Here is a 24579-nt window from a genome sequence, read left to right as displayed (position 1 = left end):
AATGAACGGGCCGCGGGCAGCGGTAGCCTCTATTGAAACTTCGGACGCGCGACTGCATCTCAGGGTGGAGGAAAGATATGGGTGCCGGCACGAAATTTGCCGTCAGACAACACTTGTGTTGCTAAAATGTAACACTATCTGTTGGTGGAAAGGATTTGAGGGGACACTATGAACCTTGAGAAATTTACCGACCGCGCAAAGGGCTTTCTCCAGAGCGCGCAAACCGTTGCCATTCGCAACAACCACCAGCGCATAAGTCCGGAGCATATCCTGAAGGCCCTGCTGGAGGACGAGGAAGGCATGGCACCCGGGCTGATCCAACGGGCAGGCGGTGATCCACTGAAAGCCGTGCAGCAGGTCGACGCGCTGCTGGCCAAGATACCGGCTGTCAGCGGCGGCGGGGCGCAGCAGACGCCGGGCCTCGACAACGATGCCGTGCGTGTACTCGACCAGGCCGAGCAGGTCGCGGAAAAGGCTGGAGACAGCTATGTAACCGTGGAGCGCCTGCTGTTGGCGCTGGCCCTGTCGAAGCAGACCAAGGCCGGACAGGCGCTGGGCGATGCAGGGCTGAAGCCCGAAGCGCTGAACAGCGCCATCAACGAACTGCGCAAGGGCAAGACAGCGGACACCGCCAACGCCGAAGCCGCCTACGACGCCATGAAGAAGTACGCGCAGGACCTGACGCAGAAGGCGCGTGACGGCAAGCTGGACCCGGTGATCGGCCGCGACGAGGAAATTCGCCGCGTCATCCAGATCCTGGCCCGGCGCACGAAGAACAATCCGGTCGTGATCGGCGAGCCCGGCACCGGCAAGACCGCCATTGCCGAGGGCCTTGCGCTGCGCATCGCCAACGGTGACGTGCCCGACAGCCTGAAGGACAGGCAGCTGATGGCGCTCGACATGGGCAGCCTGATTGCCGGTGCCAAATACCGCGGCGAGTTCGAGGAACGGCTGAAAGCCGTGCTCGATGAAGTGAAGGGCGCCGAAGGCCAGATCATCCTGTTCATCGACGAGATGCACACGCTGATCGGTGCCGGTGCCAGCGAAGGCAGCATGGATGCCTCCAACCTGCTGAAACCCGCCCTTGCACGCGGCGAACTGCACTGCATCGGCGCGACGACGCTGGATGAATACCAGAAGTACGTGGAGAAGGACGCCGCGCTGCAACGCCGCTTCCAGCCCGTCTACGTGGACGAGCCGAGCGTGGAGGACACCATTTCCATCCTGCGCGGGATCAAGGAAAAGTACGAGCTGCATCACGGCGTGCGCATCACCGATGCCGCGATCGTCGCCGCAGCCCAGCTTTCCGAGCGCTACATCGCGGACCGCTTCCTGCCGGACAAGGCCATCGACCTGATGGACGAGGCCGCCAGCCGCATCCGCATGGAAGTGGAAAGCAAGCCCGAGGAAATCGAGTCGCTCGACCGGCGGATCATCCAGCTCAAGATCGAGGAATCGGCGCTGGCGAAGGAGTCGGACGATGCTTCCAAGGATCGTCTCGCCAACCTGCGGGCGGAACTCGCCAATCTGGAACAGCAGTCCAGCGAACTGACCACCCGTTGGCAGAACGAGCGGGACAAGATCCACGCCGAGGCGCGGATCAAGGAAGACCTCGACGCCGCGCGCATCGAACTGGAACAGGCTCAGCGTGCGGGCGACCTCGCCAAGGCGGGCGAGCTTTCCTACGGCACCATTCCCCAGCTGGAAAAGCAGCTGGCCGAAGCCGAAGGCCAGACCGAGAACGCGCTGCTGAAGGAAGAGGTCACCGAGGACGATATCGCCAATGTCGTAAGCCGGTGGACCGGCGTGCCGATGGAAAAGATGCTGGAAGGCGAGCGCGAGAAGCTGCTCAAGATGGAAGAGGCTCTCGGCAAGCGCGTGATCGGCCAGGAAAAGGCCGTGGAGGCCGTCTCCAAGGCCGTGCGCCGCGCGCGTGCCGGTTTGCAGGATCCGGGCCGTCCGCTCGGCAGCTTCCTGTTCCTCGGCCCCACGGGCGTCGGCAAGACGGAGCTGACCAAGGCGCTGGCCGCTTTCCTGTTCGACGACGACCAGGCGATGGTGCGCATCGACATGAGCGAGTTCATGGAAAAGCACGCCGTCGCCCGTTTGATCGGCGCGCCTCCGGGCTACGTCGGCTACGACGAGGGCGGCGTGCTGACCGAGGCGGTGCGGCGCAGGCCATACCAGGTGGTGCTGTTCGACGAGGTGGAAAAGGCCCACCAGGACGTATTCAACGTGCTGTTGCAGGTGCTTGACGATGGCCGCCTGACGGACGGCCAGGGCCGCGTCGTGGACTTTTCCAACACCCTCATCATCCTCACCAGCAACCTTGGCAGCCAGTTCCTGTCGAACTTGGGCGAAGACCAGAAGGTGGACGATGTCGAGGACCAGGTGATGGACGTGGTGCGCGGGCATTTCCGCCCCGAATTCCTGAACCGGCTGGACGAGATCGTGCTGTTCCACCGCCTTGGCATGGAGCACATGGCGCCGATCGTGGATATCCAGGTGAACCGGGTGCAGAAGCTGCTGAAAGACCGCAAGATCGTGCTGGACCTGACGCAGGGCGCGCGGGCGTGGCTGGGCCGGGTCGGCTACGATCCCGTCTACGGCGCAAGGCCGCTGAAACGCGCGGTGCAACGCTACGTGCAGGATCCGCTCGCCGAGATGTTGCTGGAGGGCAAGGTGCCTGATGGCAGCACGGTCCATATCGACGAGGGTGACGGTCAGCTGGAAATGAATGTTACCTGATAAGCAGCTCCGCACCGTCCCGCGCCGCCCCGCCAATGGTTGCACCGGTAACTGTGTGATTTTTGTTACATAAGCGACAAAATCACGACAGGCGCTTTGACAACACGCGTTCGCTATTGCAACTCTTCCCCGGTTATCTGTGGGCCGAGACTCTCAAAGCATTGTAATCGCAAGTGCCTCCGAACGTGGCGGTGTGTTGCATTGCGGCATTGGGGGTCCGGCCTGAAACTAGGGCTGGAGTCGTAATGAAAAAGTTTGGAAAGACCACCGTAACCGGTCTCGCCGCGTCGGTATCCGCCGTCGCCTTGCTGGCGGGCGCACCTGCTTACGCGCAGGACACCCAGGACGATGATGAAGTAACCGCGGACGGGGTAACCAATAACGACCCCGGCGACGTAACCGTAGTGACCGATGACGACACCGGCGCCTTCGGCGAAGTCACCGAAGGCGATACCATCGTGGTGACCGGTTCGCGTGTTCGTCGCGACACCTACAGCAGCACCTCGCCGCTCCAGATCCTCGAGACGGAAACGGCCCGCGACGTCGGTGAATTCGACGCCGCGCAGATCCTGCAGCGTTCGCAGGCGGCTTCCGGCCAGCAGATCGACGCGACTTTCCAGGGCTTCGTCCTCGACAACGGTCCGGGTTCGCAGACCCTCAATCTTCGCGGCCTCGGCGCGAACCGTACGCTGCTCCTGATCAACGGTCGCCGTCTTGCTCCGGCCGGTGTGGAAGGCGCTCCCACGAGCCCGTCCATCAACCTGCTGCCGTCCTCGCTGATCGCGCGCTATGACCTCCTGCTCGACGGTGCATCGTCGGTCTACGGTTCGGACGCGGTTGCCGGCGTGGGTAACATCGTGTTGCGCAACGACCTCGACGGTGTCGAACTGTTCGCTTCGGGCAGCTACAATCCCGGCGGTGGCGGTAACGACTACACCGTCAGCGGTTCCTGGGGTAAGCAGTTCGACCGCGGCTTCATCGGCTTTGGTGCTGAATATGCCTATCGTGACGAGGTCAAGCTCAGCGACCGTGAATACTTCAACGGTTGCCGCACCGACTATGAGCTCACCAACACTGGCGAAATCCGCCGCGTGGGTGTTGCTGAACGTGCCATTCTGGAAAACCAGACGGGCGGTGACCTCACCATTCCGAACAACGAATGCGTGCTGACGGGTTTCACGGGCCGTATCTTCCAGAATTACAGCTTCGGCGGCTCGGCCTACTACGCTGGCCCGGGCAACTCGAACTATCCGGGCTTCCCCGACTTCCCCTTCGCGGACTCTGCTAACGCATTCGGCACGCAGCTCGACCGTGACGGTGACGGCATTCGCGATGTCGACTTCTTCGACTACAACACGAACGGCACGAACCCGGAGCGTTCGTTCATCACCGAGCAGAAGCTTTACAACGTGATGGCTTACGGTGAGTATTCGCTGGGCGGCGACATGAACATCACGCCGTTCTTCGAAGCGCTGTACAGCCGTGCGGAGGTTTTCTCGGACAACACCGGCGCCCCGTCGGTCTTCCCGTCGGTGCCGAACCTCAACCCGTTCAACCCCTGTAACATCTCGGGCAACAATCCCGACGGTGTCGACTGTCGCCTGCTCGACAACTTCCAGGCCGATGACTTCGGCGACAATAACGGGTCCCGCCCTGGTTCGTTCGATGTCTACGCACCTCCGGGCTCGGCGTTCTCTCGCGGTGTCTACGGTATCTCGCTGCCGGTTGACGCCAGCGCGCAGATCCGCGGCGACCGTAACAATGTGGACGTGACGCAGGAACAGTATCGCGGCGTCCTCGGCTTCCGTGGTGACCTGCCGTTCATCGGCGATACCTGGAGCTTCGAAGTCTCCGGCGTCTATTCGCGCTCGGAAGGCCTTTCCATCCGTCGCGGTATCCGTGAAGACAAGCTGGCCTATGCGCTGGGCATCGATCCGACCGCCGACTTCGATGAAGACGGCGTGGTCGACAACAACGGTGACGGCATCGCCGACGACTACAACAACGATGTCGACATCTTCGCCGGCCCGATCGTGAACATCGGTGACACCCGCCCCGGATCGCCCAACGCTGACATTCGCGGCGGCGATCCGCGATACATCGGCCCGTGCGGCACCTTGTCGAACCCGAACCTGGCCGCGCCCGATCTCGTGCAGGGCTGTGTCCCGGTCAACCTGTTTGCCGACAGTATCTTCCAGCTTCCGTTTGGCGATTTCGCCACACAGGCAGAGCGCGATTACGTGTTCGGTCAGCGCGTCGTCGACACGACGTACGAGCAGGTCGTTCTTTCGGCTTATGCCACGGGTGAACTCTTCGAACTGCCCGCAGGCCCGCTCTCGGTCGTGCTTGGTGGCGAGTTCCGTCACGACAGCATCGCGACGACGCCGGACTTCAACGCCTCCAACGGCCTGTTCTTCGGTTTCTTCCGTGACTTCGGCACCAACGGTGACAAGTACATCATGGAAGCCTTCGGCGAAGTCGACATTCCGGTGTTCGACAGCGAGCGCTGGGGCGAGTTCAACGTCAACGCGGCTGGCCGTGTGAGCGAGGAAGAGTTCTACGGCACAGCCACGACCTACTCGGTCAAGGCCGACTGGCGTCCGGTCCAGCAGGTTCTCCTCAAGGCAACCTATGGTACGTCGTTCCGCGCGCCGAACCTTCGTGAGAACTTCCTGGGCGGTATCACCGGCTTCACTACCATCACCGATCCGTGCGCGGTTCCCGCCGCCGCGTTCCAGGCTCTGGATTCGGCTGATCGCGAGGCCGGCTATCAGGCCGATCTCGACACCCGCGATGCCGCGCTGCTCGCGGTCTGCCGGGCCGAAGGCCGCGATCCGACCCGGGTTGGTATCAACCCTGCTGCGACCAACACGGTAACGGGCAGCAGCATCGAAGTTGCGAACCAGGGCAGTCTCGCACTCGATCCGGAAACCTCGAAGTCGTTCACTGCAGGTGTCGCGATCGCTGAAAACTTCGGTGATTTCGATTTCTCGTTCAACTTCAACTACTACTCGATCATCGTCGAGGACTCGATCGCCGAACTGTCCGCCCAGTTCACGGTCGATGAGTGCTACGACACGGCCGACATCACGTTGACGGCCGATGGTGAACTGCCCGCCAACTACAATCGCAGTATCTATTGCGACCAGTTGGTAACTTCGGGCGGTCGTCAGCTGATCACGCTGGCCTTCCCGCAGTTCCTCAACCAGGACAAGGAAACCGTCCGCGGTATCGATATGAACGCCACGTTCGGATACGATGTGGTGATGGGCGGCGATGTGCTCGAACTGGGCCTCAACTTGCAGGCGAACCACCTGATCGAACGCAGCACGCTCTTCATTCTCGAAGACAGCGAGGATTTCGAGGACTTCACCGGCGAATTCGGCTTCCCGTCCTGGACGGGCCGTGCCATCGGTTCTGTCGGTTACGGTCCGGTGACCCTGACCTGGCAGACCCGCTGGATCGGCAAGACCGAACAGCAGGAAAGCGGTATCGATCCTCTTAGCGATGCCTTCGGTCGTGGTCCCGACGGTCTCCCGACCGGCGTGATCGGCGATACCTGCCTCGGTAACGGTTCGGGTTCGGTCGTTGATGGCGTGTTCGTCCCCAACGGTATTGTCCCGGGTGACGGCGTGTTCTGCCGCGACATCGGCTATGCGGACGATTACTTCGTTCACAATGCGTCGATCCGGTACGACTTCAATGACAAGATCACCCTGCGTGCCGGTGTCTCGAACATCTTCGACAAGAACCCGCCGCTGGTGGACGGTTCCGAAGTGTTCAGCGTGAACAACGTTCCGATCGGTAACGGTTACGACCTCGACGGACGCGAGTTCTTCGGTTCGGTATCGGTTCGCTTCTGATCGGTTCTCGACTGAACTAGCTAACAAGGCGGCCTCGCAACTTCGGTTGCGGGGCCGCTTTGCATTGGTGCGCTTGACCCGTGCGGCACGCGCCCTAGGACCGTGGGCACATCGCAGAAACGGGTGATCATATGAAAATAGATTCGGGAATTAGCGCCGTCGTGACCGGCGGTGCCTCCGGCCTGGGAGAGGCGACAGCCCGGGCCCTGGCCGCAAAGGGTGCGAAGGTGGCCCTGTTCGATCTGAATGAAGAACGCGGCGAAGACGTGGCCAGGCAGATCGGCGGCGTGTTCTGCAGGGTGAATGTGTCTGATGAAGAGTCGGTCGCCGCAGGATTTGCCAAGGCACGCGAGGCCCACGGGCAGGAGCGTGTGCTGGTCAATTGCGCCGGGGTCGCCACCGTTGGCAAGCTGACCCGCCGCGACCGCGAGACCGGCGCTGTCAGCAAGCTGCCACTCGACCAGTTCGCCAAGGCCATCCAGGTCAATCTCATGGGCACCTTTGCCTGCATGGCCGAGGCCGCGGCAGGCATGATGGCGCTCGATCCCATCGACGATTCCGGAGAGCGCGGCGTCATCATAAACACGGCCTCTGTCGCCGCGGAAGACGGCCAGATCGGCCAGGTTGCTTACGCCGCCTCAAAGGCGGGGGTGAAGGGCATGACCTTGCCGGTGGCCCGGGACCTCATGAACGAGGGTATCCGCGTCAATGCCATCCTGCCCGGCATTTTCATGACGCCGATGATGGCCGGCCTGCCCGAAAAGGCACAGGAATCGCTGGCCGCCTCGGTGCCGTTTCCCAAGCGGCTGGGCCAGCCGGAGGAATACGCTGATCTCGCGTGTTTCATGGTTGAAGCTGAATACATGAATGCGGAATGCGTCAGGCTCGACGGCGCCATTCGCATGCCGCCCAAGTAGGGGACCCGGCGATGAGCGGCTGGCATATCGGTGTCATCGGCGGATCGGGACTTTACGATCCGGGGGCCCTGGACGATGCGCAGGAAATCGCCGTGGAAAGCCCGTTCGGACAGCCGTCCGGGCCGATCACGACCGGGACGCTGGGCGGCGTGAAATTCACTTTCATCGCCCGCCACGGGGCGGGTCACGTGCTGTCACCCAGCCATGTCAACTTTCGCGCCAATATCGATGTGCTGAAGAGGGCGGGCGTGACCGACGTTCTCGCCATTTCGGCTATCGGCAGCCTGCGCGAGGAGATGGCGCCCGGCAGCTTCGTCGCAGTCGACCAGCTTATCGACCGCACGGTCGGGGGGTCGGGAGGGCGCGAGCGCAGTTTCTTCGGCGATGGCATCGTCGCGCATGTTCCGCTGGCAGACCCGGTCTGTCCGCGCCTTTCCGACCTCGCTGCCGCAGCGGCGGAAAAGGCAGGGGCGACGGTGCACAGGGGCGGAACCTATGTCGCGATCGAGGGGCCGCAGTTTTCTACCCGCGCCGAAAGCCATCTCTATCGCCAGTGGGGCGCGGACGTGATCGGCATGACCGCGATGCCCGAAGCGCGTCTCGCCCGCGAGGCAGAACTGCCCTATGCGCTGGTGGGGATGGTGACCGACTACGATTGCTGGCGTGATGCAGCCGAGGATGTCGATGTCGCGGATATCGTGCGGGTGATGGGTGAAAATGCAGACAAGGCGCGCGCCCTGTTGACGGAGCTTGCGGCCGCCCTTCCACCGGAGCGCACGGCCAGCCCGATCGACACGGTTCTGGACACGGCCATCATCACTCCGCGAGAGAAATGGAGCACTGAAGCGGCCCTGAAACTCGATGCGGTTGCGCGCCGGTTGGTCGATTTCTTCCCGAAGGCTAAAGACTGATGCGCGAAACTTGCAAACAGAATCAAAGTTGCGCAAGGTAGTTGCTTATGCAACCGACCACTTCTCTATCGCACTTTCTGCCCTACCAGCTATCGCTGGCGTCTAATGCCGTCAGCGGCCGCATTGCTGTCGAATATCGTCAGCGCTGGGGGCTCAGTATTCCGGAATGGCGCGTGATGGCGGTACTTGGCGACGTGGGCGCGCTGACACAGCGCGATCTTACCCGCCGCACGCTGATGGACAAGGTTGCGGTCAACCGCGCGTGCAAGGGGCTCGAAGAACGCGGCCTTGCCGAACGTACGCCGAATGAATCGGATGGTCGTTCGCACCTGCTCGACCTGACCGATAGCGGACGCGAGATGTATTCGGAGATCATGCCGCTCGCCCGTGAAATGGAGAAGCGGCTGTTCTCGGGTTTCTCTGCGGAGGAACTGGGGCTTTTCCGCGCCTTGCTGGACCGTGCGCGCCAGCAGGCGGAGGATCTCGATCCGGAAGAGCTTGGCGGGACTTTTGGCGTAGACTGATTGCGAAGCCTTCAGCGGCAAGAAAAAGGCCCCGCCGGATTGTCCGGCGGGGCCTTTTCTTTTGGCGATCCCGGCATCTCCCTAATCGTGGGAGAAAGCGTCCGAGATGGAACAGGCAGCCGGGCCAAGGATCACGATGAACAGCACCGGCAGGATGAACAGGATCAGCGGCACCGTCATGATGGCGGGCAGGCGCGCGGCCTTTTCCTCTGCGCGCATCATCCGCTCGTTGCGGAATTCGGCGGAAAGGACGCGCAGCGCCGAGGCCAGCGGCGTGCCGTAGCGTTCGGTCTGCACCATGGTGGTCACCACGCCGCGCACAGCCTCCAGGTTCACCCGGTAGGCGAGATTCTCGAATGCCTGGCGCCGCTCTGTAAGGAACGACAGTTCGATCGCGGTCAGGGCAAATTCCTCGCCCAGCTCGGGATAGGCACGGCCCAGTTCGCGGGCGACGCGGTTGAAGGCGGCATCCACGGTCAGACCGGCTTCGGCGCAGATCACCAGCAGGTCCAGCGCGTCGGGAAGGCCCTTCTGGATCGCGGCGGTACGCTTTGACGAGGTATTGGCGAGGAAGATTTCCGGACCCTTGTAACCCAGGATAACCAGGCCGGCGAAGCCCATGAACCGCTTCATGCTGCCCCATTCGGGGAACGTTTCGGTCCAGTAGAAGATCACCACGCCGATCAGGCCCAGCACGACCGGCAGCACCATGCGAGCAAAGATGATCGCGATCGCCAGTTCCTTGTTGCGGTAACCCGCCTGCGCCAGCTTCTGCTGGATCATCTTGACCTGGCTTTCCTGCAGCACTTTCATGCCCTGCAGGGTGTCCTTCATCTTGTCGGTCGTGTCGGTCCGGCGCGTCAGGCTCTGGCGCTTCTTGGTCGTCTGCGTCAGCATGCCGGTTTTCAGTTCGGCACGGCGATCGTTCAGCGCCTTGACGCGCTTGGCCATGGGGTCCTTTACGGTAACCGCGGCATAGATCGCCATGACCATGGCGAGAGCGGCTATCCCGGCCAGGATGGAGCCGACGAGGATAACGTCGACGCCAAGCAGCGTGGGGCCGGATGCGGGAGCAAGTGTCAGCATGGTTCCTGTTTCCTCCCGATCAGATTTCGAAGCTGACCATTTTGGCCATGATAAGGGCGCCGATGCTCATCCACACCAGGCCGCCAAGGCCGGTTGCGATCAGGCGATCGTCGGTGAAGAAGCCGCCGATGTATCCGGGGTTGATCCAGTAGATCATGCCGAACACGATGAAGGGCAGGGCGCCCACGATGTAGGCCGAAGCCTTCGATTCAGAGCTCATCGCCCTGATCTTGAGCTTCATCTGTGCGCGCTTGCGCAGCACGTCGGCCAGGTTCGACAGGGTTTCCGCCAGGTTGCCGCCCGTCTCGCGCTGGATGGCCAGCGTGATGACGAAGAACTGGAATTCGGCAGTGCCCAGCTTGTCGGCCGTTTCCTGCAGCGATTCCTCCATGGTGCGGCCGATCTTGATACGTTCGACCACGGCACGGAATTCGGAGCCGACCGGTCCCGGCACCTCGGTAGCGACGACGCCCAGCGTTTCGGTGACGGGCAGGCCGGAGCGCAGGCCGCGGACCAGCAGTTCGATGGCGTCGGGAAACTTCGCGTTGAACTGGCCGGTGCGCCGCTTGATGAACCGGCTCACGACGAAGTGCGGCAGGCCCGCGCCGGCGAGGATACCCACGCCAAGCGACAGCATGGCCGCCTCGCTGCGCAGGTAAACCAGCGCGGTGAACACCACGGCGATACCGACCGAGGCATAGAGATACTGCGACAGCGACCAGTTCATGCCAGTGCGGTCCAGCCGCAGTTGCAGGGCAGTGAGGCGCGAGTCGGCACCCGCGCGGCTGAACTGCTTGGGCTTGCGCGCGGCAATCGCCTTTTTCAGCTGGCTTTCCACCTTGTCGGTGGTGCTTTCCGAATGACGGTAGCGGACAGCCTGGAGCCGGCGTTGGCTTTCCTTTGCCGGAGACGCTCCTGACAGCAGCGTGTAGCCGATTACCATCAGGGCCATGAAGCCAGCGGCCATAAGCAGAAGCTGGATGATGTTCATCGGAACCCTTCTTTCACACGTTGGTCAGTTGCGGTCTGGATGGCGGGAGAGGACGTTTCTCCTCCCCGCGCATCGCGATGCCTATTCGGCAGGTTCGGCGGACGCCTTGTCCTTCTTGGCCGAGGAGCCAAGCAGGGACTTGAAGTCGAAACCGCCGAGCAGGGAGTTTTTCTTGCCGGCATCGGCCAGGCTTGCGCCGTCGTCTTCGCCCACGCCCACGATCATCTTGGCGATCTCGCGGATCGGGCCGACCGTCTTGCTGCTCTTGTTGGCCTCGATGAAGGTCTGGCCAAGCTTGGCGGCATTGGTCGCGGCCTTCTGGTCGAATGCGATCTGGAAGTTGATCTTGCGTTCGATCGAAGCCTCGAAATCGGCCTTGCTGATCTCGGCGGTGCCCGGCTGCATGCGGTTGCACACGATCAACGGGTGGCACGCCGGGGCATTCTGCTTCAGCCACGACAGGATGCGGATCGTGTCGCGCGCCGATGCCAGGGTGAGTTCGGTGACAAGGGTCACCACGTTCACATCCGTCAGCAGGTGCGGGAAGTTGATCAGCATGTTGCGCGGCAGATCCACCACGGTCATGTCGAAAGCCTGGCGGAACTCCTCCTGCAGCTGCAGGAATGCCGTGCCGTCGGTCATTAGCGGCGAATTGATCGGCGCCTCGGCAGACATGATGGCCAGGTTATCGTTGGCGCGGATCATGGCGCGTTCGATGAACAGGCCGTCGATGCGGCTCGGGTTCTCGATGGCGTCGGTCAGACCGCGTCCCGGCTCGAGGTCCAGCGCCAGCGCACCGGTGCCGAAGTGGACATCGAGGTCCAGGAGGGCGGTGGAGCGGTGGTGTTCGCTGGCAAACAGCCAGGCGAGCGAAGTGGCGAGGGTGGAGGCACCGACGCCGCCGCGCGTACCGACGACGGCGGTGGCGACATGTTCACGCTCGCCATCGCTTTCCGCATTGCGGGGCGAAGCGAAGACCGACTGCGCCTGCGTCAGCGCATCGCGCAGCTGGCCGGCGGAAAGCGGCTTCAGCAGGTAGTCGTGGATGCCGCTTGCCACCAGGTCGCGGTAAAGGCGTACGTCGTTCACCTGGCCGACCGCGATCACCACCGTGCCGGGTTCGCAAACCTCGGCGAGGGCGTTGATGTCGTTGAGCGGATCGCCGCTTTCCGACAGGTCGACCATCAGGATCGCCGGGCTTGCGGCGATCGAGAGCGACTGGATGGCGTTACGCAGGCCGCCCTTGTTGCACTTCTCGGGCTGCCAGCCCATTTCGATGACCACCGGGCGCAGCACGTCGAGCGCGCTTTCGTCGCAGATGAAGGCGGAGAAGGGCTCACGGTTGCCCATCGAACCGGTTTTGAATGGCGAGTTCATTGATCAATTCCCATCAGATGCGACTTGCGGAAGACCACCGGCGCCTGTCGGCTCCTGCTCGCGGTAGCTTTCGATTGCACGGTTCGAGCTCATCACCACGGTTTCACCCGTGCCCTCGGCGCCTTCGAGCAGGTGCTCCGGATTGGCGACCATGGCGGCGATGTTGCCGTTGACCGCGCAGCCGAAGCCGTCCGATGTGTAGTTGTCCTTGTGGAACCCGTAGCCTTCCGACCAGTCCGGGCAGCCCGGAACATAGGCGGTGGAGCGGGTCACCACGACGCGGACGTTGCCGGGATCGACATAGCCCTGCGTGACAGGCGCGCCTTCGGCTACCAGGATGCCGTAACGTCCGGCTGCCTCTGCCACGTCCTCGCGAACGGCGGGGCTCATGACGGCGGTATCGATGGCCACGCGGTCACCGTAACCAAGGTCGAGCATGTCGAACCAGTCGTTCAGGCGGGCCTGTTCCATGGCATCGAGGCCAGAGGGGCTGGTTTGCAGGTCGAGCACGTAATTGTTGCGTTCGACGACCGGCTGCTTGACGGAGTTGAGCGAGTAGTTGTTGCTCTCCACCCCGCCGCCGCAGGCGGCAAGGCCGAGGCCGAGCGAGATCGCCAGGACGGAACTGGCTGCACGTTTGAAGCTGTTGGTCATGGCGATCACTCTCCGTTTGCGATGCTGAAGCCGGGCGTGGCCCGTGCGGCGGTGCGGGTGGATGCGCCTTCAGGGCTTTCGCCACCGGCAAGCGCGGTTCCGTTCTGGTCGATCAGGCTGACATTCGGGCCGTTCGGGGCCGGGTTCGCCGCCTGCGGCATCGGCCGCTGGCCACCGCTGACGCCGTCCGTCTCGTGACCGAGCAGGAACTGCGAAGCCGCGGTGGGCACGTTGAAGCCATCGGTCGGCAGGTGGATGTCGCGGTCGTCGACCGGCTGCACCAGGTAAGGCGTGATCACGATCACCAGCTCGGTCTCCCCGCGACGGAAGTCGGTGGAACGGAACAGGTTGCCAAGGATCGGAATGTCACCCACGCCGGGCGTCTGATCGAGGGTGTGCTGCGCATTGTTCGACAGCAGGCCCGCGATCATGATGCTTTCGCCCGAGCCCAGTTCCACCGAGGTTTCCGCGCGGCGGATGGTGAGGGCGGGGATCTGGAAGCCGTTGAGCGTCACCGCGCCCTGGCTCGACAGCTCGGAAACTTCGGGGCGGACCCGCAGCGAGATGCGGCCGTTGGCCAGAACGGTGGGCGTGTAGGCCAGGCTGACGCCGTAGTTCTTGTATTCCACCGTGGTGGTGCCAAGACCCTGCGACAGCGGGATCGGAAACTCGCCGCCCGCCAGGAATTCGGCGGTCTCCCCCGAAAGCGCGGTGAGGTTCGGCTGCGACAGGGTGGTTACCAGGCCGCGCTGCTCGCCAAGATCCAGAGCGCCCGCGATATCCAGGCCCAGGAACTCGCCAATGCCGCCAAGCGTGGTCTGCGGCGAGTTGGGCAGGATGTTCGAACCCTCGATGGTCGTGCCGTCAGGCAGCGTCACGGTGGTCCCCGTACCCATGCCCAGCACGCCCGAACCGGGGGCGAAGGTGTCGACAGCCGCGCGGCCACGGTTGAGGCCGAACAGGAAGCCGCCGGTGCCGTCGATCGTCGTCAGGTTGGCGCCGATCTGGCGGGTCAGCGAGCGGCTGACTTCGGCGAAGCGCACGCGCAGGTTGACCTGCAGCGGCGTGGCCATGCGAAGGCGCGAGATCACGTTGGATTCGCCGCCAGTGAAGGCCGTTACCAGCCGTTCCGCTTCGGCTGCATCTTCGGGAGCGGCCACGGTGCCGGTCAGCAGCACCGTGTTGGTGCCCATCGTGGCAACGCGAATGTTCGCTTCCGGCATGGCCAGGTCGAGCATCTGGTCGATGCTGTCGATGTTGGAGCCGACGCGGATGTTGGCAGACCAGATGATGTCGCCTGCGGCATTGCTGGCGTAGACCGTGGTCTCCCCGCCAGAGATGCCGAAGACATACAGCTGGCGCTGCGACTTGACCTGCACATCGGCGACAGCATCGTTCGATACGAAGATGTCGGCCATATTGCCCGGAACCGTGATCAGTTCACCGCGGCCGATCGACAGTACGATATCCTGGGCCGGGCGGACGGCGGTCTGGGCGTTTGCGGGCCCTGCCGGCACGGCGGCCAGCGGTGCAAGGGCGCATGCGGCGCTCAGCACGGTCTTGAAAAGGCGGCTTTTCATCGTCTTGCCTCTCGGTGCGTTGACTGAAGAAATTGTGGGTGAGGTGTTGCTGATGGTCATGGCGTTCACCGCAGGGTCGACATGCCGACCGGGGCCACACGGGCACCTTCACCCATGGCACTGGCCTGCCGGTCGAGCAGGGCACCCGCGCCGCGATCGACGGGAGTGACGGTGGTGGCCTTGCCGCGGGTCACGCGAACGGTCGGGCCGGACGGCGTGGCATTGGCAGAGATCGCCGGGGTCATCGGCACGGCAGCTTCGCCGCCACCGCCACCACGGTTGTTGTTGTTATTGTTGTTGGAGCCGCCCTGCGGAGGCACGCTGCGGCGTTGGAAGCGCGACACGTCACCGCCGGTCTGGAAGGTGGTTGCACCTTCGCCGGGGCGCGACATGGCGGCGCGCAGCAGGCGCTCTTCCTCTTCGGGGGAGGCATTGCTGGGCAGGTTCACATCACCAGAGGCGATGGCCTGTTCCAGCTCGGCCTGGTTGTCGGCGATGGAGCGCAGCGACAGGCTGAGCGTACCGATGGTCTGGGCCACGGCAATCTTCTCGGCGATGCGCGGCGTCACTTCCATGGTTACCGTGCGGAAGGCGCGAACCACGGTGCGACCGTCTTCGGTCGTGGTGGTTTCGGTCGACTGGTCGGTAGCAAGGACGCGCAGGTTGGTGAGGATCGTTTCGGAAGTGCGCAGGGCTTCGCCTTCGTCACCCGAGACGGTCTGGGTCAGCACCATGTCCACACGGTCACCCGGAAACACGAAGCCGGCCACACCGGTGCGTGCGGAAACCGGCACGGTCACGGCGCGCATGCCCGGGCCAAGCGCTGCGGCCAGGAAGCCACGGTCGCCAGGTGCGACAAGCGATCCCTGGGTTACGGGTTCACCGGCAGTAATGGGGTGACGGACTACGGTGCCCAGAAGCGCTTCCATGTCGGCTTCGCCGTCGATGAAGTAGGCATCCTGCACCAGTTCCTGCGGCCACAGCTGATAAGCCACGGCATCGGCAGTCACGATCGTGCCGACGGGCAGGCCACGCTTGGCCACCAGCACTTTCGGGCCGGTCGGCTCGACTTCGGCGGCAGCCTCGGCCTGGGGTGCCGCGGCACCGGCGAACATGCTGCGGGCGAGGAATGCGGTACCGATCGCAACGATCAGCGCCCCCACCAGCAGAATAAGTTTCTTCTTGTCCATGGTGCGTCAAGCCCCCTCAGATGGTCCGTGCAATTTGCAATGTGCCGAATACGGCGGGATTGGTTAAAATCAGGTTCACTGGCCGGCTGCTGCCAGGGCTGATGCGTTCATCGTCATGGTGCCGATGATCCACAGGCCAGCGGCGGAGATCGCCACGCCGTAGGGCACCTGCCAGCGGGTCTTTTCCTTGTTGCGGCGCGTCATCACGTTGCGCGCGCCGACAACCAGGGTCAGCACGCCGCCCAGCAGGGCCATCATGATCACGAGCTTGAGCAGCACCATGGGTGTCATCCACAGCGACAGCGCGGTCAGCAGCTTCACATCGCCGCCGCCCATCTGGCGGATGGCGAACAGCAGGCTGCAAATGGTGAAGACGAGCAGGCCCAGCCCGATCTGGATGGCCACGTCGGGCCACAGGGCGAAGTCGCTGGCAAACCAGAACACCGGCGCGCCGATGGCGATGGCGGCGTTCAGCCAGTTGGCGATTCGACGGCTCTTTAGGTCCGTCACGGCTGCCCAGATCAGCGCAATTGCCAATGCGGCAAGCAGTCCGTACTTGATTGGATCGTCTAGCATCGAGGCCCCCGAATTGTCCTTCGAGCCTTGTGCTAGCGTGCATGGCTTACCAAAAAGTAACCACAGGCAGGAGGATGGAATTAGCCACGCAGATACCCTTGTTCCCGCGCATTTCGATCGTCGGGCCATTCCGCAGGACGCCAGGGAGAGCATGTGGGAGGCCGTCGACGGTCACCAGATTCGAATCATCGACTGGAGCGAACCGCCCGCCGGGGTAACCGTGCGCGGATCGATCCTGTTCATGGCCGGGCGCGGCGATGCCTATGAAAAGTACCTCGAAACCTTCGAGCATTGGCGACAGCAGGGGTGGCGGGTCAGCGCTGCGGACTGGCGCGGCCAGGCCGGATCGGGACGGCTCGGCAACGATGATGCCACCGGTCATATCGAGGATTTCAGCCTCTGGATCGCGGACCTCTCCCTGTTCTGGAAAGGCTGGGCACAGGGGCGCGAAGGACCGCTGGTGCTGGCAGGCCATTCGATGGGCGGGCACCTGACGCTGCGCGCCGTCATGGAAGAGGCGCTGGACCCTGTTCCCGATGCCATGATCCTTTCGGCACCGATGCTGGACGTGTTCCCCGAATTCGTACCCTTGCCGGTAAAGCGCTGGCTGTCGGGCGCCATGGCCCGCCTGGGCGATGCGAAACGCCCGGCCTGGAAAATCAGCGAGAAGCCCGGCAGCAAGATCGCCAACCGCCAGAACCTGCTCACCCACGATGCGGAGCGTTACGAGGACGAGTCCTGGTGGCGTGTGCACCGTCCCGAACTGCGGCTGGGACCGGGAAGCTGGGCCTGGGTAAGAGCTGCGGCTGTCAGTTCCACCGCGCTGTTTCGTCATGGCGCGCTCGAATCGGTAGCGATCCCTGTGTTCTTCGTCGCGACCGAGGCAGACCGGCTGGTAAGCCCGGCGGCCATCCGCACGGCGATTGCCCGGTTGCCCGACGCCGAGGCGCTGATTTTCGGTCAAGAGGCGCGGCACGAAATCCTGCGGGAAGAGGACGGTGTGCGAAACCGGGCGCTTGCCGCGATCGACGAATTTCTTGCCCGCCGTGTGCCGGGGTAAGTTCCAGAAGTGAGCGAAGTCTTCGATATCGCCGTTATCGGTGCCGGCATGGCGGGCGCCAGTATCGCTGCCGAGCTGGGCCCGCATGCCCGCGTCGTGCTGTGCGAGGCGGAGGACTATCCTGGCTATCACACCACCGGCCGCTCCGCCGCGTTTCGTGAGGAATGTTACGGCGGCCCGGACATCGTGCCGCTCACCCTGGCCTCCGGCGATTACCTGAGGGACGGTGGTTTCCTGACCCCCCGACGCGGTCTCTATCTCGCGCGGGAGGGGCAGGAGGCCGAGGTCGAGGCTTTTCTGGAGCGCTTTGCCGATTCGGACGTGACTATCCGGCGACTGGACCGGGACGTGTTGGAGCAGCGCCTGCCAGGCGTGCGCGCGGAATGGACGCAGGCGATCAGCCAGCCGAACTGCGCCGATATCGATGTGGGCGGCCTGCACCAGCACTACCTTTCCCGCGCCAAAGCGGCGGAGGTGGAACTGCGCACGCGGCACGCCTTGCACTCCGCCGAGCGCGAGGGGGACAGCTGGCGGCTCGATTTCGGTGCCGCAGGAGAATTGCGCGCGAACGTGGTGGTGAACGCCGCGGGCGCATGGGCGGATAGAGTGGCGGAGGCGCTGGGCGCACGCGCGCTCGGCATCCAGCCACTAAGGCGGACAGTGGTGCAACTGCGTGTCGATCCGGCCCCGCCAGCGGACCTGCCGCTGACGCTGGATATCGCGGGCGACTTCTATTTCCGGCCCGAGAACGGCCGCATCTGGCTCAGCCCGCACGACGAGACGCCGAGTGAAGCCTGCGATGCGGCGCCGGAGGAATACGACGTGGCCCTGGCCATCGACCGTTTCCAGAACGTTGTGGACTGGCAAATCGAGGCGGTGGAGCGCAAATGGGCAGGTCTGCGCAGCTTCGCTCCCGATCGCCTGCCGGTATACGGTTTCGACCCGGCGATAGAGGGGCTGTTCTGGTTTGCCGGGCAGGGTGGCTATGGCATCCAGACCGCGCCTGCCGCAGCCCGGTTTGGTGCCCAGTTGCTGCTGCGCCATCCGCGCGACGCGATGACGCGCGAACTCGACGAGGGCCTGTATTCACCGCGGCGTTTTGCCGGTTGAGGATTGGCTTCCCGCGCCCTAGCCAAGAGATTGATGTTTGTTATGTTGCCCGCTGAAACACCAACGGGAGACCATACGAATGGCACACCATTTCCAGATCTACAAAGACAAGGCCGGCGAATTCCGCGTTCGCTTCAAGTACAATGACGAGATCATGTTCTCGACCGAAGGCTACGCTTCCAAGTCGAGCGCCAAGAACGCCATCGAGTCGATCCAGAAGAACGGCCCCGGAGCCGAGATCGTCGACGAAAGCTGAGGCTTAGCGGGCGCTGTCGGCCGCGTCGCTGGCGAGGCGGTCGACACGCTCGTTTTCAGGGTGGCCGCTGTGGCCTTTCACCCATTGCCACGTGATCCTGTGCGGCTTGGCGGCCTCTATCAGGTCATGCCACAGGTCGGCATTGCGAACCGGCTTTTTGCTGGCGTTGATCCAGCCGCGCTTTTTCCAGCCTTCTATCCACCTGGTCATGCCGTCGATCAGGTAACGGCTGTCGGTGTGCAGGGTCACCTCGCAGGGTTCGATCAGTGCATTCAGCGCCTTTAGCGCCGCGGTCATCTCCATGCGGTTGTTGGTAGTCTCGGGATCGGAGCCGAACATCTCCTTCTCGTGCCGGCCCATGCGCAGCAAGGCGCCCCAGCCGCCCGGGCCGGGATTGCCCTTGCAGGCTCCATCGGTGAAGATTTCCACATGCTTCACGCGGCAAACACGTCCTTCCCTTCGCGCCGGTAGAATTCCAGCCTGCGCACGAAATCCATCGGATCCTTCTTCGTCACCAGCGCATCTGCCGGCGTATCGATCCAGTCCTGCGCCCTGCTGGAAATGAACCGCAGGGCAGCGCCCTGTGCCAGCAGCGGCAGGGCCTCGCGTTCATCCTGTGCCAGAGGCCGCACGGCTTCGTATCCCTCGATCAGCGCGCGTCCCACATCGGGGCGAAAGTCGCGGCCATCCCCGCTGAAGCTCCAGGCCGCATGGGTCACGGCAAGGTCGTATGCCATGGCATCGTTGCACGCGAAGTAGAAGTCGATGAGCGCGCTGACAGTTTCGCCCAGCATCAGCACATTGTCCGGAAACAGGTCCGAGTGGATGATCGACTGGGGCAGGTCCTGCGGCCAATTTTCGGCCACCTCGTTCGCCACGCCGATCATTGCCGGCAGGGCGGGATCGATCGCTTGCAGGGCTTCCTCCCCGCAATCGGCGAGCACCCGGGCCGAGGCATGGGGATCGAGATCGTTGGCGCGCGTTTCGGAAAAGTCCTGCGCCTTGGCATGCATTTCGGCCAGCACCCGGCCCACGCTACGCGACTGCGCCGGTGTCGGTTGCCCCACCGAAACGCCGGGCAGGAATTCGATCAGCGCCACGGCCTTGCCATGCAGCATGCGCGAGGAAGCGCCCGACCTGTCGTGGATCGTTCGCGGCACGGGGCACCCGTTCGCCGCAAGGTGATCGAGCAGGCCGAGGAAAAACGGCAATTCCGCGATATCGATGCGGCGTTCGTACATGGTCAGGATGAAGCGCCTGCCGTTGGCTGCGCTGCCGGTCGTCTCCACCAGCCAGTTGGAGTTGGATACGCCTTCGGCAATACCCTTGGCCGACACCAGTTCGCCGACATCGTACTGCGCGATCAGGTCGCCCAGGACTTCCGCCGAAAGCTGCGTGTAGACGGCCACGTCCGGTAGCCTACTCGGTAAGCTGGCGCGGCAGTTTGAAAGTCATCTTTTCCTCCGCCGTGCGAATCTTTTCCTCGCTCACCGCGCGCCATTCACCCAGCTTCGCGACAACTTCGCGCACCAGCACCTCGGGCGCGCTGGCGCCTGCGGTGATACCGATGGTGCCCACGCCATCCAGCCATTCGTGATCGATTTCGGAAGCACGCTGGATCAGCCGGGCTGTCGTTCCAAGGCGTTCGGCCACTTCCACAAGGCGCAGCGAGTTCGACGAATTGGGCGCGCCGATCACCAGCACCAGGTCGCACGCGGGCGCCATGGCCTTCACCGCTTCCTGCCGGTTGGAAGTGGCGTAACAGATATCCTCCGCCTTCGGGGCGACGATATGGGGATAGCGTTCCTGCAGGGCGCGCACGATTTCCGCGGTATCGTCCACCGAAAGGGTGGTTTGCGTGAGGAAAGACAGCTTGTCCTGCGCGGTGAAGGGCAGTTTCGCCACGTCGTTCACGGTTTCCACCAGCGTCATCTGCCCATCGGGCACCTGACCCATGGTACCGATAACCTCGGGATGGCCTTCGTGGCCGATGAAGATGATGTGCTTGCCCTTCTCGATCAGGCGCTCTGCCTGGCGGTGAACTTTCGACACCAGCGGGCAGGTGGCATCGACATAGATCATCTCGCGCCGCTGCGCCTCTGCCGGCACGGCCTTCGGCACGCCGTGGGCGCTGAACACCACCGGCATGTCGTCCGGCACCTCGTCCAGCTCCTCCACGAAAACGGCGCCCTTTTCCTTCAGGCCGTCAACCACATAGCGGTTGTGCACGATTTCGTGCCGGACATAGACGGGCGCGCCGTACTTATCGATCGCCTTCTCGACGATCTCGATAGCACGGTCGACACCGGCGCAGAATCCGCGCGGGGCGGCGATGAGCACCTTGAGCGGCGATTTTTCGCCGGGCGCGCGATTTTCCTGAAAGGGGGCGTTCATGGAGGTATCTCTAGCTGTTGTCGCCTACCCGCGAAAGGGCTAGGGCCACGCGGATCGAAATTACTGCCTGCAACCAGCAAGGCCGGAATGATACAAGGAATGGGAATGAACGCTCGGATCGCAATACTTACCGCTCTGGCTGGACTGACGGTTCTGGGCGGTTGCCGGAGTGAAGGCGATATCGTGGTCGATACAGGCGTTGGCATCACGGCCCTGCGCTCCGTCTGTCCGGCCGTTGGCGTTCCCGACTATACCGGCGACGTGACGCTGTTCTCTCCCGCCGATGCCCGTACGGCTGATGCGATTGATGTGAGCGCGGCGATCACCAACGTGCGCTCCACCTGCGACGAGTCGGGAGAAATGGTCTACTCGACTGCAACGTTCGATGTGGTTGCCACCCGCACCAACACCGCAGGCCCGCGCACGGTATCGCTGCCATATTACTCCACCGTGGTGCGCGGCAGCACTTCGGTCGTGGCGAAGCGCATCGGCACCGTCGATGTCACCTTTGCGCCCGGCGAAATGCGGGCGCAGGGAAGCGGCACGGCGGGTGCCTACATCAACCGCGCCGAAGCGACCCTGCCGGACGATATCCGTGAGCGGATTACCCGCAGGCGCCGCGCCGGCGACCAGTCCGCCGCCATCGATCCGCTGACCGAACCCGATGTGCGCGCCGCCATTGCCCGCGCCTCGTTCGAGCTGCTGGTGGGGTTCCAGCTTACCGAAGATCAACTGGCGTATAACGCCACGCGGTAAATCCGGTGCTTTGCCCAGCCAGCCAAACAGGCTAACGGCTCGCCCATGTCCGAGAACAAGACCCTGTACGCCGCCTATGCGGAAAAGATCGACGCCGTGCTGTCCGCGCTGGAAGCGGAAGGCGCGCTGCCGCCCGACACCAACCGCGACAATGTGAGCGTGGAGCCGCCGCGCGATCCCTCGCACGGCGACCTTGCCACGAACGCCGCGATGGTTCTGGCGAAGCAGGCCAGGAGCAATCCGCGCGCACTGGCGGAAAAGATTGTCGAACACCTGGATCGCGACCCCACGGTCACGAGTGCCGAGATTGCCGGGCCTGGCTTCATCAACCTGCGCCTTTCGCCATCGGTCTGGCTTGACGAAGTGGCAGCGGTTGCCGCCACCGGCGATGATTACGGAAAGTCGACCGTGGGCGCCGGAACGCGGGTCAATATCGAATACGTTTCCGCCAACCCAACCGGCCCCATGCACATGGGCCACTGCCGCGGCGCGGTGGTGGGCGATGCGCTGGCGAGTCTGCTGGAACATGCCGGGCACGAGGTGATCCGCGAATACTACGTCAATGACGCAGGCGGTCAGGTCGATACGCTCGCCCGCAGCGCGCACCTGCGGTATCTCGAAGCCTTGGGCGAGGATATCGGCGACATCCCTGAGGGCATGTATCCCGGCGAATACCTTATCCCTGTCGGCAAGGCAGCCGCCGATGAATTCGGCCAGCGCTTCGTGAATGAACCAGAGCACGAATGGCTGCCGATCTTCCGGGCCTATGCCGTCGAGCGGATGATGGACATGATCAAGTCCGATCTCGCGCAACTCGGCATCGAGCACGACGTGTTTTCATCCGAAGCCGCGCTTCAGGCCGCGCAAAAGCCCGAGTCTGCCGAGGCGTGGATGCGCGAGCATGACCTTGTTTACGACGGCGTCCTCGAAAAGCCCAAGGGCAAGACCGTGGACGACTGGGAGCCTGTGGAACTGCCGCTGTTTCGCTCCACAAGGTTCGGAGACGATCAGGATCGCCCGATCAAGAAGTCCGACGGCAAGTGGACCTATTTCGGTGCCGACCTCGCCTATCACATGCAGAAAGCCGAAAAGGCTGACGCGCTGATAGACATCTGGGGCGCCGACCACGCTGGCACGGTGAAGCGGATCAAGGCTGCGGTCGCCGCGCTGTCGGAAGGCGAAGGAAAGCCGATCCCCTTCGATGTGAAGCTGGTGCAGATGGTGCAGCTTCTTCGCGGCGGAGAGCCGGTGAAGATGTCCAAGCGTTCGGGCAACTTCGTGACTATCGCCGACATGGTGGAGGAAGTCGGCAAGGACGTGGTGCGTTTCACCATGCTGACCCGCAAGCCCGAAGCGCAGATGGATTTCGACTTTGCCAAGGTGGTGGAAGCGAGCAAGGACAACCCGGTCTTCTACGTGCAGTATGCCCACGCGCGCATCTGCTCGATCCTGCGCAGGGCGAAGGACGAGGGGCTGTCGCCGTCCAGCGACCAGCTATCCCTTCTGGGCGAGGACGAGTTTACGCTCGTCAAGCAGGCTGCACAGTTCCCGCGTGAGGTGGAAGCGGCCGCCCGCGCGCGCGAACCGCACCGCATCGCGTTCTACCTCTACGATCTGGCCGCCGCCTTCCATGCCTACTGGAACCTGGGGAACGACGACGCCGAAAAACGCATCATCGTGGCACAGGAACCCGATCTTTCCGCCGCACGGCTTTTCCTTAGCCAGCAAATCGGGCAGATAATCCGCAATGGCCTGGGCATTCTGGGTGTCGAGGCGGTCGAGGAGCTTTAGACAATGAACTTTCCGGCGGGGGGAAAGGATGGAGACGGCATCGAGGATGCCGAGTTCGAGGAAACCCTCGAGGCCGAAGAACAGCTCGCGCTGGATGACGACGATGACGCGCTGCCCTGGCTCGAGGACGACGGCGACTACGAGGACGAGGGCGGTTTCGACGCGCGGCTGATCTGGATCGGACTGGTCGGGCTGGTGATCATCGGGGCGCTGTTGTTCGGCGCCTGGTGGGTACTGCGCGATCGGCCCGACGCGGAACTCGTCGCTGACGGCAGCACGATCGAGGCCCCCGATGGCCCTTACAAGGAGCGTCCGGAGAACCCCGGTGGCCGCGAAGTCGCTGGCACCGGCGATACCGCGTTCGAAGTGGCGGAAGGACAATCCACGCGTGGCCGCCTGGCCGATAGCGAAGTGCCGGCGCCCAGTATCGATATGGCCCAGGGCAGCGACGACGAGGATGATGGCGAAGAAGCGGTGCCCAGCAATGCGGTCTATGTCCAGATCGGCGCATTCACCAGCCGCTCCGACGCTGACGAGGCATGGGTAAACGCCCGCGGGCGCTATTCCGCGCTTTCGGGCCTGCGCAGCCGGATTGTCGAGGCGGAGGTGAACGGGGCGACCGTCTATCGCCTGCAGGCCATCGCTCCCAATCGCGAGGCTGGTGACACCACCTGCCGCGCCATCCGCAATGCCGGCGGCGACTGCTATATTCGCTGATTGGACGCGTCCGGGCGTGTTTTCCCCGGCTGCCACCCGCAGAATGCTTGCACCCTGGCAATGATTTGGGCCTAATTG

General features: G+C 63.5%; 21 protein-coding genes. 11 read left to right on the top strand and 10 right to left on the bottom strand.

The window, feature by feature from the left end:
* Positions 1-168: 168 nt before the first annotated feature.
* The 5 genes from clpB to D2V07_RS06180 all read left to right on the top strand — a co-directional run bounded on the left by clpB (position 169) and on the right by D2V07_RS06180 (position 8963).
* Positions 169-2748: an ATP-dependent chaperone ClpB gene (gene clpB, locus D2V07_RS06200; RefSeq protein ID WP_119585774.1), complete on the top strand. Its 2580-nt coding sequence runs from the start codon at positions 169-171 to the stop codon at positions 2746-2748.
* 245 nt (positions 2749-2993) lie between these two features.
* Complete coding sequence (locus D2V07_RS06195; RefSeq protein ID WP_119585772.1) at positions 2994-6611, top strand: TonB-dependent receptor domain-containing protein; 3618 nt, start codon at positions 2994-2996, stop codon at positions 6609-6611.
* A 131-nt stretch (positions 6612-6742) separates the two neighbouring features.
* Positions 6743-7528: an SDR family oxidoreductase gene (locus D2V07_RS06190; RefSeq protein WP_119585770.1), complete on the top strand. Its 786-nt coding sequence runs from the start codon at positions 6743-6745 to the stop codon at positions 7526-7528.
* Between the two features lie 11 nt (positions 7529-7539).
* Positions 7540-8439, top strand: coding sequence for an S-methyl-5'-thioadenosine phosphorylase (gene mtnP / locus D2V07_RS06185; protein ID WP_119585768.1), 900 nt, complete (start codon positions 7540-7542; stop codon positions 8437-8439).
* Between the two features lie 47 nt (positions 8440-8486).
* Positions 8487-8963 (top strand): MarR family winged helix-turn-helix transcriptional regulator, encoded by a 477-nt coding sequence (locus tag D2V07_RS06180; RefSeq protein WP_119585766.1) that lies wholly within the window; start codon positions 8487-8489, stop codon positions 8961-8963.
* Positions 8964-9044: 81 nt separating this feature from the next.
* On the opposite strand, the gene D2V07_RS06175 is transcribed toward D2V07_RS06180, so the two are convergent.
* From D2V07_RS06175 to D2V07_RS06145, 7 genes are all read right to left on the bottom strand, one after another.
* Positions 9045-10049: a type II secretion system F family protein gene (locus D2V07_RS06175; RefSeq protein WP_119585764.1), complete on the bottom strand. Its 1005-nt coding sequence runs from the start codon at positions 10047-10049 to the stop codon at positions 9045-9047.
* Between the two features lie 19 nt (positions 10050-10068).
* Positions 10069-11040 (bottom strand): type II secretion system F family protein, encoded by a 972-nt coding sequence (locus tag D2V07_RS06170; protein ID WP_119585762.1) that lies wholly within the window; start codon positions 11038-11040, stop codon positions 10069-10071.
* Between the two features lie 81 nt (positions 11041-11121).
* A complete protein-coding gene (locus D2V07_RS06165) occupies positions 11122-12417 on the bottom strand; it encodes a pilus assembly protein CpaE (RefSeq protein ID WP_119585760.1) in 1296 nt (431 codons plus the stop codon).
* A 3-nt stretch (positions 12418-12420) separates the two neighbouring features.
* Positions 12421-13071, bottom strand: a complete 651-nt coding sequence (locus tag D2V07_RS06160; protein ID WP_119586123.1) for a CpaD family pilus assembly protein — start codon at positions 13069-13071, stop codon at positions 12421-12423.
* Between the two features lie 5 nt (positions 13072-13076).
* Positions 13077-14651 (bottom strand): type II and III secretion system protein family protein, encoded by a 1575-nt coding sequence (locus D2V07_RS06155; protein WP_119585758.1) that lies wholly within the window; start codon positions 14649-14651, stop codon positions 13077-13079.
* Positions 14652-14716: 65 nt separating this feature from the next.
* Positions 14717-15841, bottom strand: a complete 1125-nt coding sequence (gene cpaB, locus D2V07_RS06150) for a Flp pilus assembly protein CpaB (RefSeq protein ID WP_119585756.1) — start codon at positions 15839-15841, stop codon at positions 14717-14719.
* Positions 15842-15916: 75 nt separating this feature from the next.
* Complete coding sequence (locus D2V07_RS06145) at positions 15917-16417, bottom strand: A24 family peptidase (RefSeq protein WP_119585754.1); 501 nt, start codon at positions 16415-16417, stop codon at positions 15917-15919.
* A gap of 151 nt (positions 16418-16568) precedes the next feature.
* On the opposite strand from D2V07_RS06145, the gene D2V07_RS06140 reads away from it, so the two are divergent.
* The 3 genes from D2V07_RS06140 to D2V07_RS06130 all read left to right on the top strand — a co-directional run bounded on the left by D2V07_RS06140 (position 16569) and on the right by D2V07_RS06130 (position 18843).
* The gene (locus tag D2V07_RS06140; RefSeq protein WP_119585752.1) at positions 16569-17477 is read left to right on the top strand and encodes an alpha/beta fold hydrolase; all 909 of its coding nucleotides are present in this window, start codon (positions 16569-16571) and stop codon (positions 17475-17477) included.
* Between the two features lie 9 nt (positions 17478-17486).
* Complete coding sequence (locus D2V07_RS06135) at positions 17487-18587, top strand: NAD(P)/FAD-dependent oxidoreductase (protein ID WP_119585750.1); 1101 nt, start codon at positions 17487-17489, stop codon at positions 18585-18587.
* A gap of 79 nt (positions 18588-18666) precedes the next feature.
* Positions 18667-18843: a YegP family protein gene (locus tag D2V07_RS06130; protein ID WP_119585748.1), complete on the top strand. Its 177-nt coding sequence runs from the start codon at positions 18667-18669 to the stop codon at positions 18841-18843.
* A 3-nt stretch (positions 18844-18846) separates the two neighbouring features.
* Here D2V07_RS06130 and rnhA read toward each other — a convergent pair whose 3' ends face one another.
* The 3 genes from rnhA to ispH are packed head-to-tail and all read right to left on the bottom strand — an operon-like array spanning position 18847 to position 21237.
* Complete coding sequence (gene rnhA / locus D2V07_RS06125; protein WP_119585746.1) at positions 18847-19281, bottom strand: ribonuclease HI; 435 nt, start codon at positions 19279-19281, stop codon at positions 18847-18849.
* Positions 19278-20252: a homoserine kinase gene (gene thrB, locus D2V07_RS06120; protein WP_119585744.1), complete on the bottom strand. Its 975-nt coding sequence runs from the start codon at positions 20250-20252 to the stop codon at positions 19278-19280. The genes rnhA and thrB overlap by 4 nt, the downstream gene beginning before the upstream one ends.
* Positions 20253-20262: 10 nt before the next feature.
* The gene (gene ispH, locus D2V07_RS06115; RefSeq protein WP_119585742.1) at positions 20263-21237 is read right to left on the bottom strand and encodes a 4-hydroxy-3-methylbut-2-enyl diphosphate reductase; all 975 of its coding nucleotides are present in this window, start codon (positions 21235-21237) and stop codon (positions 20263-20265) included.
* 105 nt (positions 21238-21342) lie between these two features.
* Here ispH and D2V07_RS06110 point away from each other — a divergent pair, with 105 nt between their 5' ends.
* The 3 genes from D2V07_RS06110 to D2V07_RS06100 are packed head-to-tail and all read left to right on the top strand — an operon-like array spanning position 21343 to position 24501.
* Positions 21343-21993, top strand: coding sequence for a hypothetical protein (locus tag D2V07_RS06110; RefSeq protein ID WP_119585740.1), 651 nt, complete (start codon positions 21343-21345; stop codon positions 21991-21993).
* 45 nt (positions 21994-22038) lie between these two features.
* A complete protein-coding gene (gene argS / locus D2V07_RS06105; RefSeq protein ID WP_119585738.1) occupies positions 22039-23784 on the top strand; it encodes an arginine--tRNA ligase in 1746 nt (581 codons plus the stop codon).
* A 3-nt stretch (positions 23785-23787) separates the two neighbouring features.
* A complete protein-coding gene (locus tag D2V07_RS06100; protein WP_119585736.1) occupies positions 23788-24501 on the top strand; it encodes an SPOR domain-containing protein in 714 nt (237 codons plus the stop codon).
* Positions 24502-24579 lie beyond the last annotated feature (78 nt).

The organism is Aurantiacibacter zhengii (genome assembly GCF_003584125.1).
Classification (GTDB): Bacteria; Pseudomonadota; Alphaproteobacteria; order Sphingomonadales; family Sphingomonadaceae; genus Alteraurantiacibacter; species Alteraurantiacibacter zhengii.
This window is presented reverse-complemented; position numbering and strand designations above follow the sequence as displayed.

Bases quoted from the DNA above. Each gene is read 5' to 3' on its own strand.
- clpB (WP_119585774.1), top strand. From the start codon at position 169: ATGAACCTTGAGAAATTTACCGACCGCGCAAAGGGCTTTCTCCAGAGC.
- D2V07_RS06195 (WP_119585772.1), top strand. From the start codon at position 2,994: ATGAAAAAGTTTGGAAAGACCACCGTAACCGGTCTCGCCGCGTCGGTA.
- D2V07_RS06190 (WP_119585770.1), top strand. From the start codon at position 6,743: ATGAAAATAGATTCGGGAATTAGCGCCGTCGTGACCGGCGGTGCCTCC.
- mtnP (WP_119585768.1), top strand. From the start codon at position 7,540: ATGAGCGGCTGGCATATCGGTGTCATCGGCGGATCGGGACTTTACGAT.
- D2V07_RS06180 (WP_119585766.1), top strand. From the start codon at position 8,487: ATGCAACCGACCACTTCTCTATCGCACTTTCTGCCCTACCAGCTATCG.
- D2V07_RS06175 (WP_119585764.1), bottom strand. From the start codon at position 10,049: ATGCTGACACTTGCTCCCGCATCCGGCCCCACGCTGCTTGGCGTCGAC.
- D2V07_RS06170 (WP_119585762.1), bottom strand. From the start codon at position 11,040: ATGAACATCATCCAGCTTCTGCTTATGGCCGCTGGCTTCATGGCCCTG.
- D2V07_RS06165 (WP_119585760.1), bottom strand. From the start codon at position 12,417: ATGAACTCGCCATTCAAAACCGGTTCGATGGGCAACCGTGAGCCCTTC.
- D2V07_RS06160 (WP_119586123.1), bottom strand. From the start codon at position 13,071: ATGACCAACAGCTTCAAACGTGCAGCCAGTTCCGTCCTGGCGATCTCG.
- D2V07_RS06155 (WP_119585758.1), bottom strand. From the start codon at position 14,651: ATGAAAAGCCGCCTTTTCAAGACCGTGCTGAGCGCCGCATGCGCCCTT.
- cpaB (WP_119585756.1), bottom strand. From the start codon at position 15,841: ATGGACAAGAAGAAACTTATTCTGCTGGTGGGGGCGCTGATCGTTGCG.
- D2V07_RS06145 (WP_119585754.1), bottom strand. From the start codon at position 16,417: ATGCTAGACGATCCAATCAAGTACGGACTGCTTGCCGCATTGGCAATT.
- D2V07_RS06140 (WP_119585752.1), top strand. From the start codon at position 16,569: ATGTGGGAGGCCGTCGACGGTCACCAGATTCGAATCATCGACTGGAGC.
- D2V07_RS06130 (WP_119585748.1), top strand. From the start codon at position 18,667: ATGGCACACCATTTCCAGATCTACAAAGACAAGGCCGGCGAATTCCGC.
- ispH (WP_119585742.1), bottom strand. From the start codon at position 21,237: ATGAACGCCCCCTTTCAGGAAAATCGCGCGCCCGGCGAAAAATCGCCG.
- D2V07_RS06110 (WP_119585740.1), top strand. From the start codon at position 21,343: ATGAACGCTCGGATCGCAATACTTACCGCTCTGGCTGGACTGACGGTT.
- argS (WP_119585738.1), top strand. From the start codon at position 22,039: ATGTCCGAGAACAAGACCCTGTACGCCGCCTATGCGGAAAAGATCGAC.
- D2V07_RS06100 (WP_119585736.1), top strand. From the start codon at position 23,788: ATGAACTTTCCGGCGGGGGGAAAGGATGGAGACGGCATCGAGGATGCC.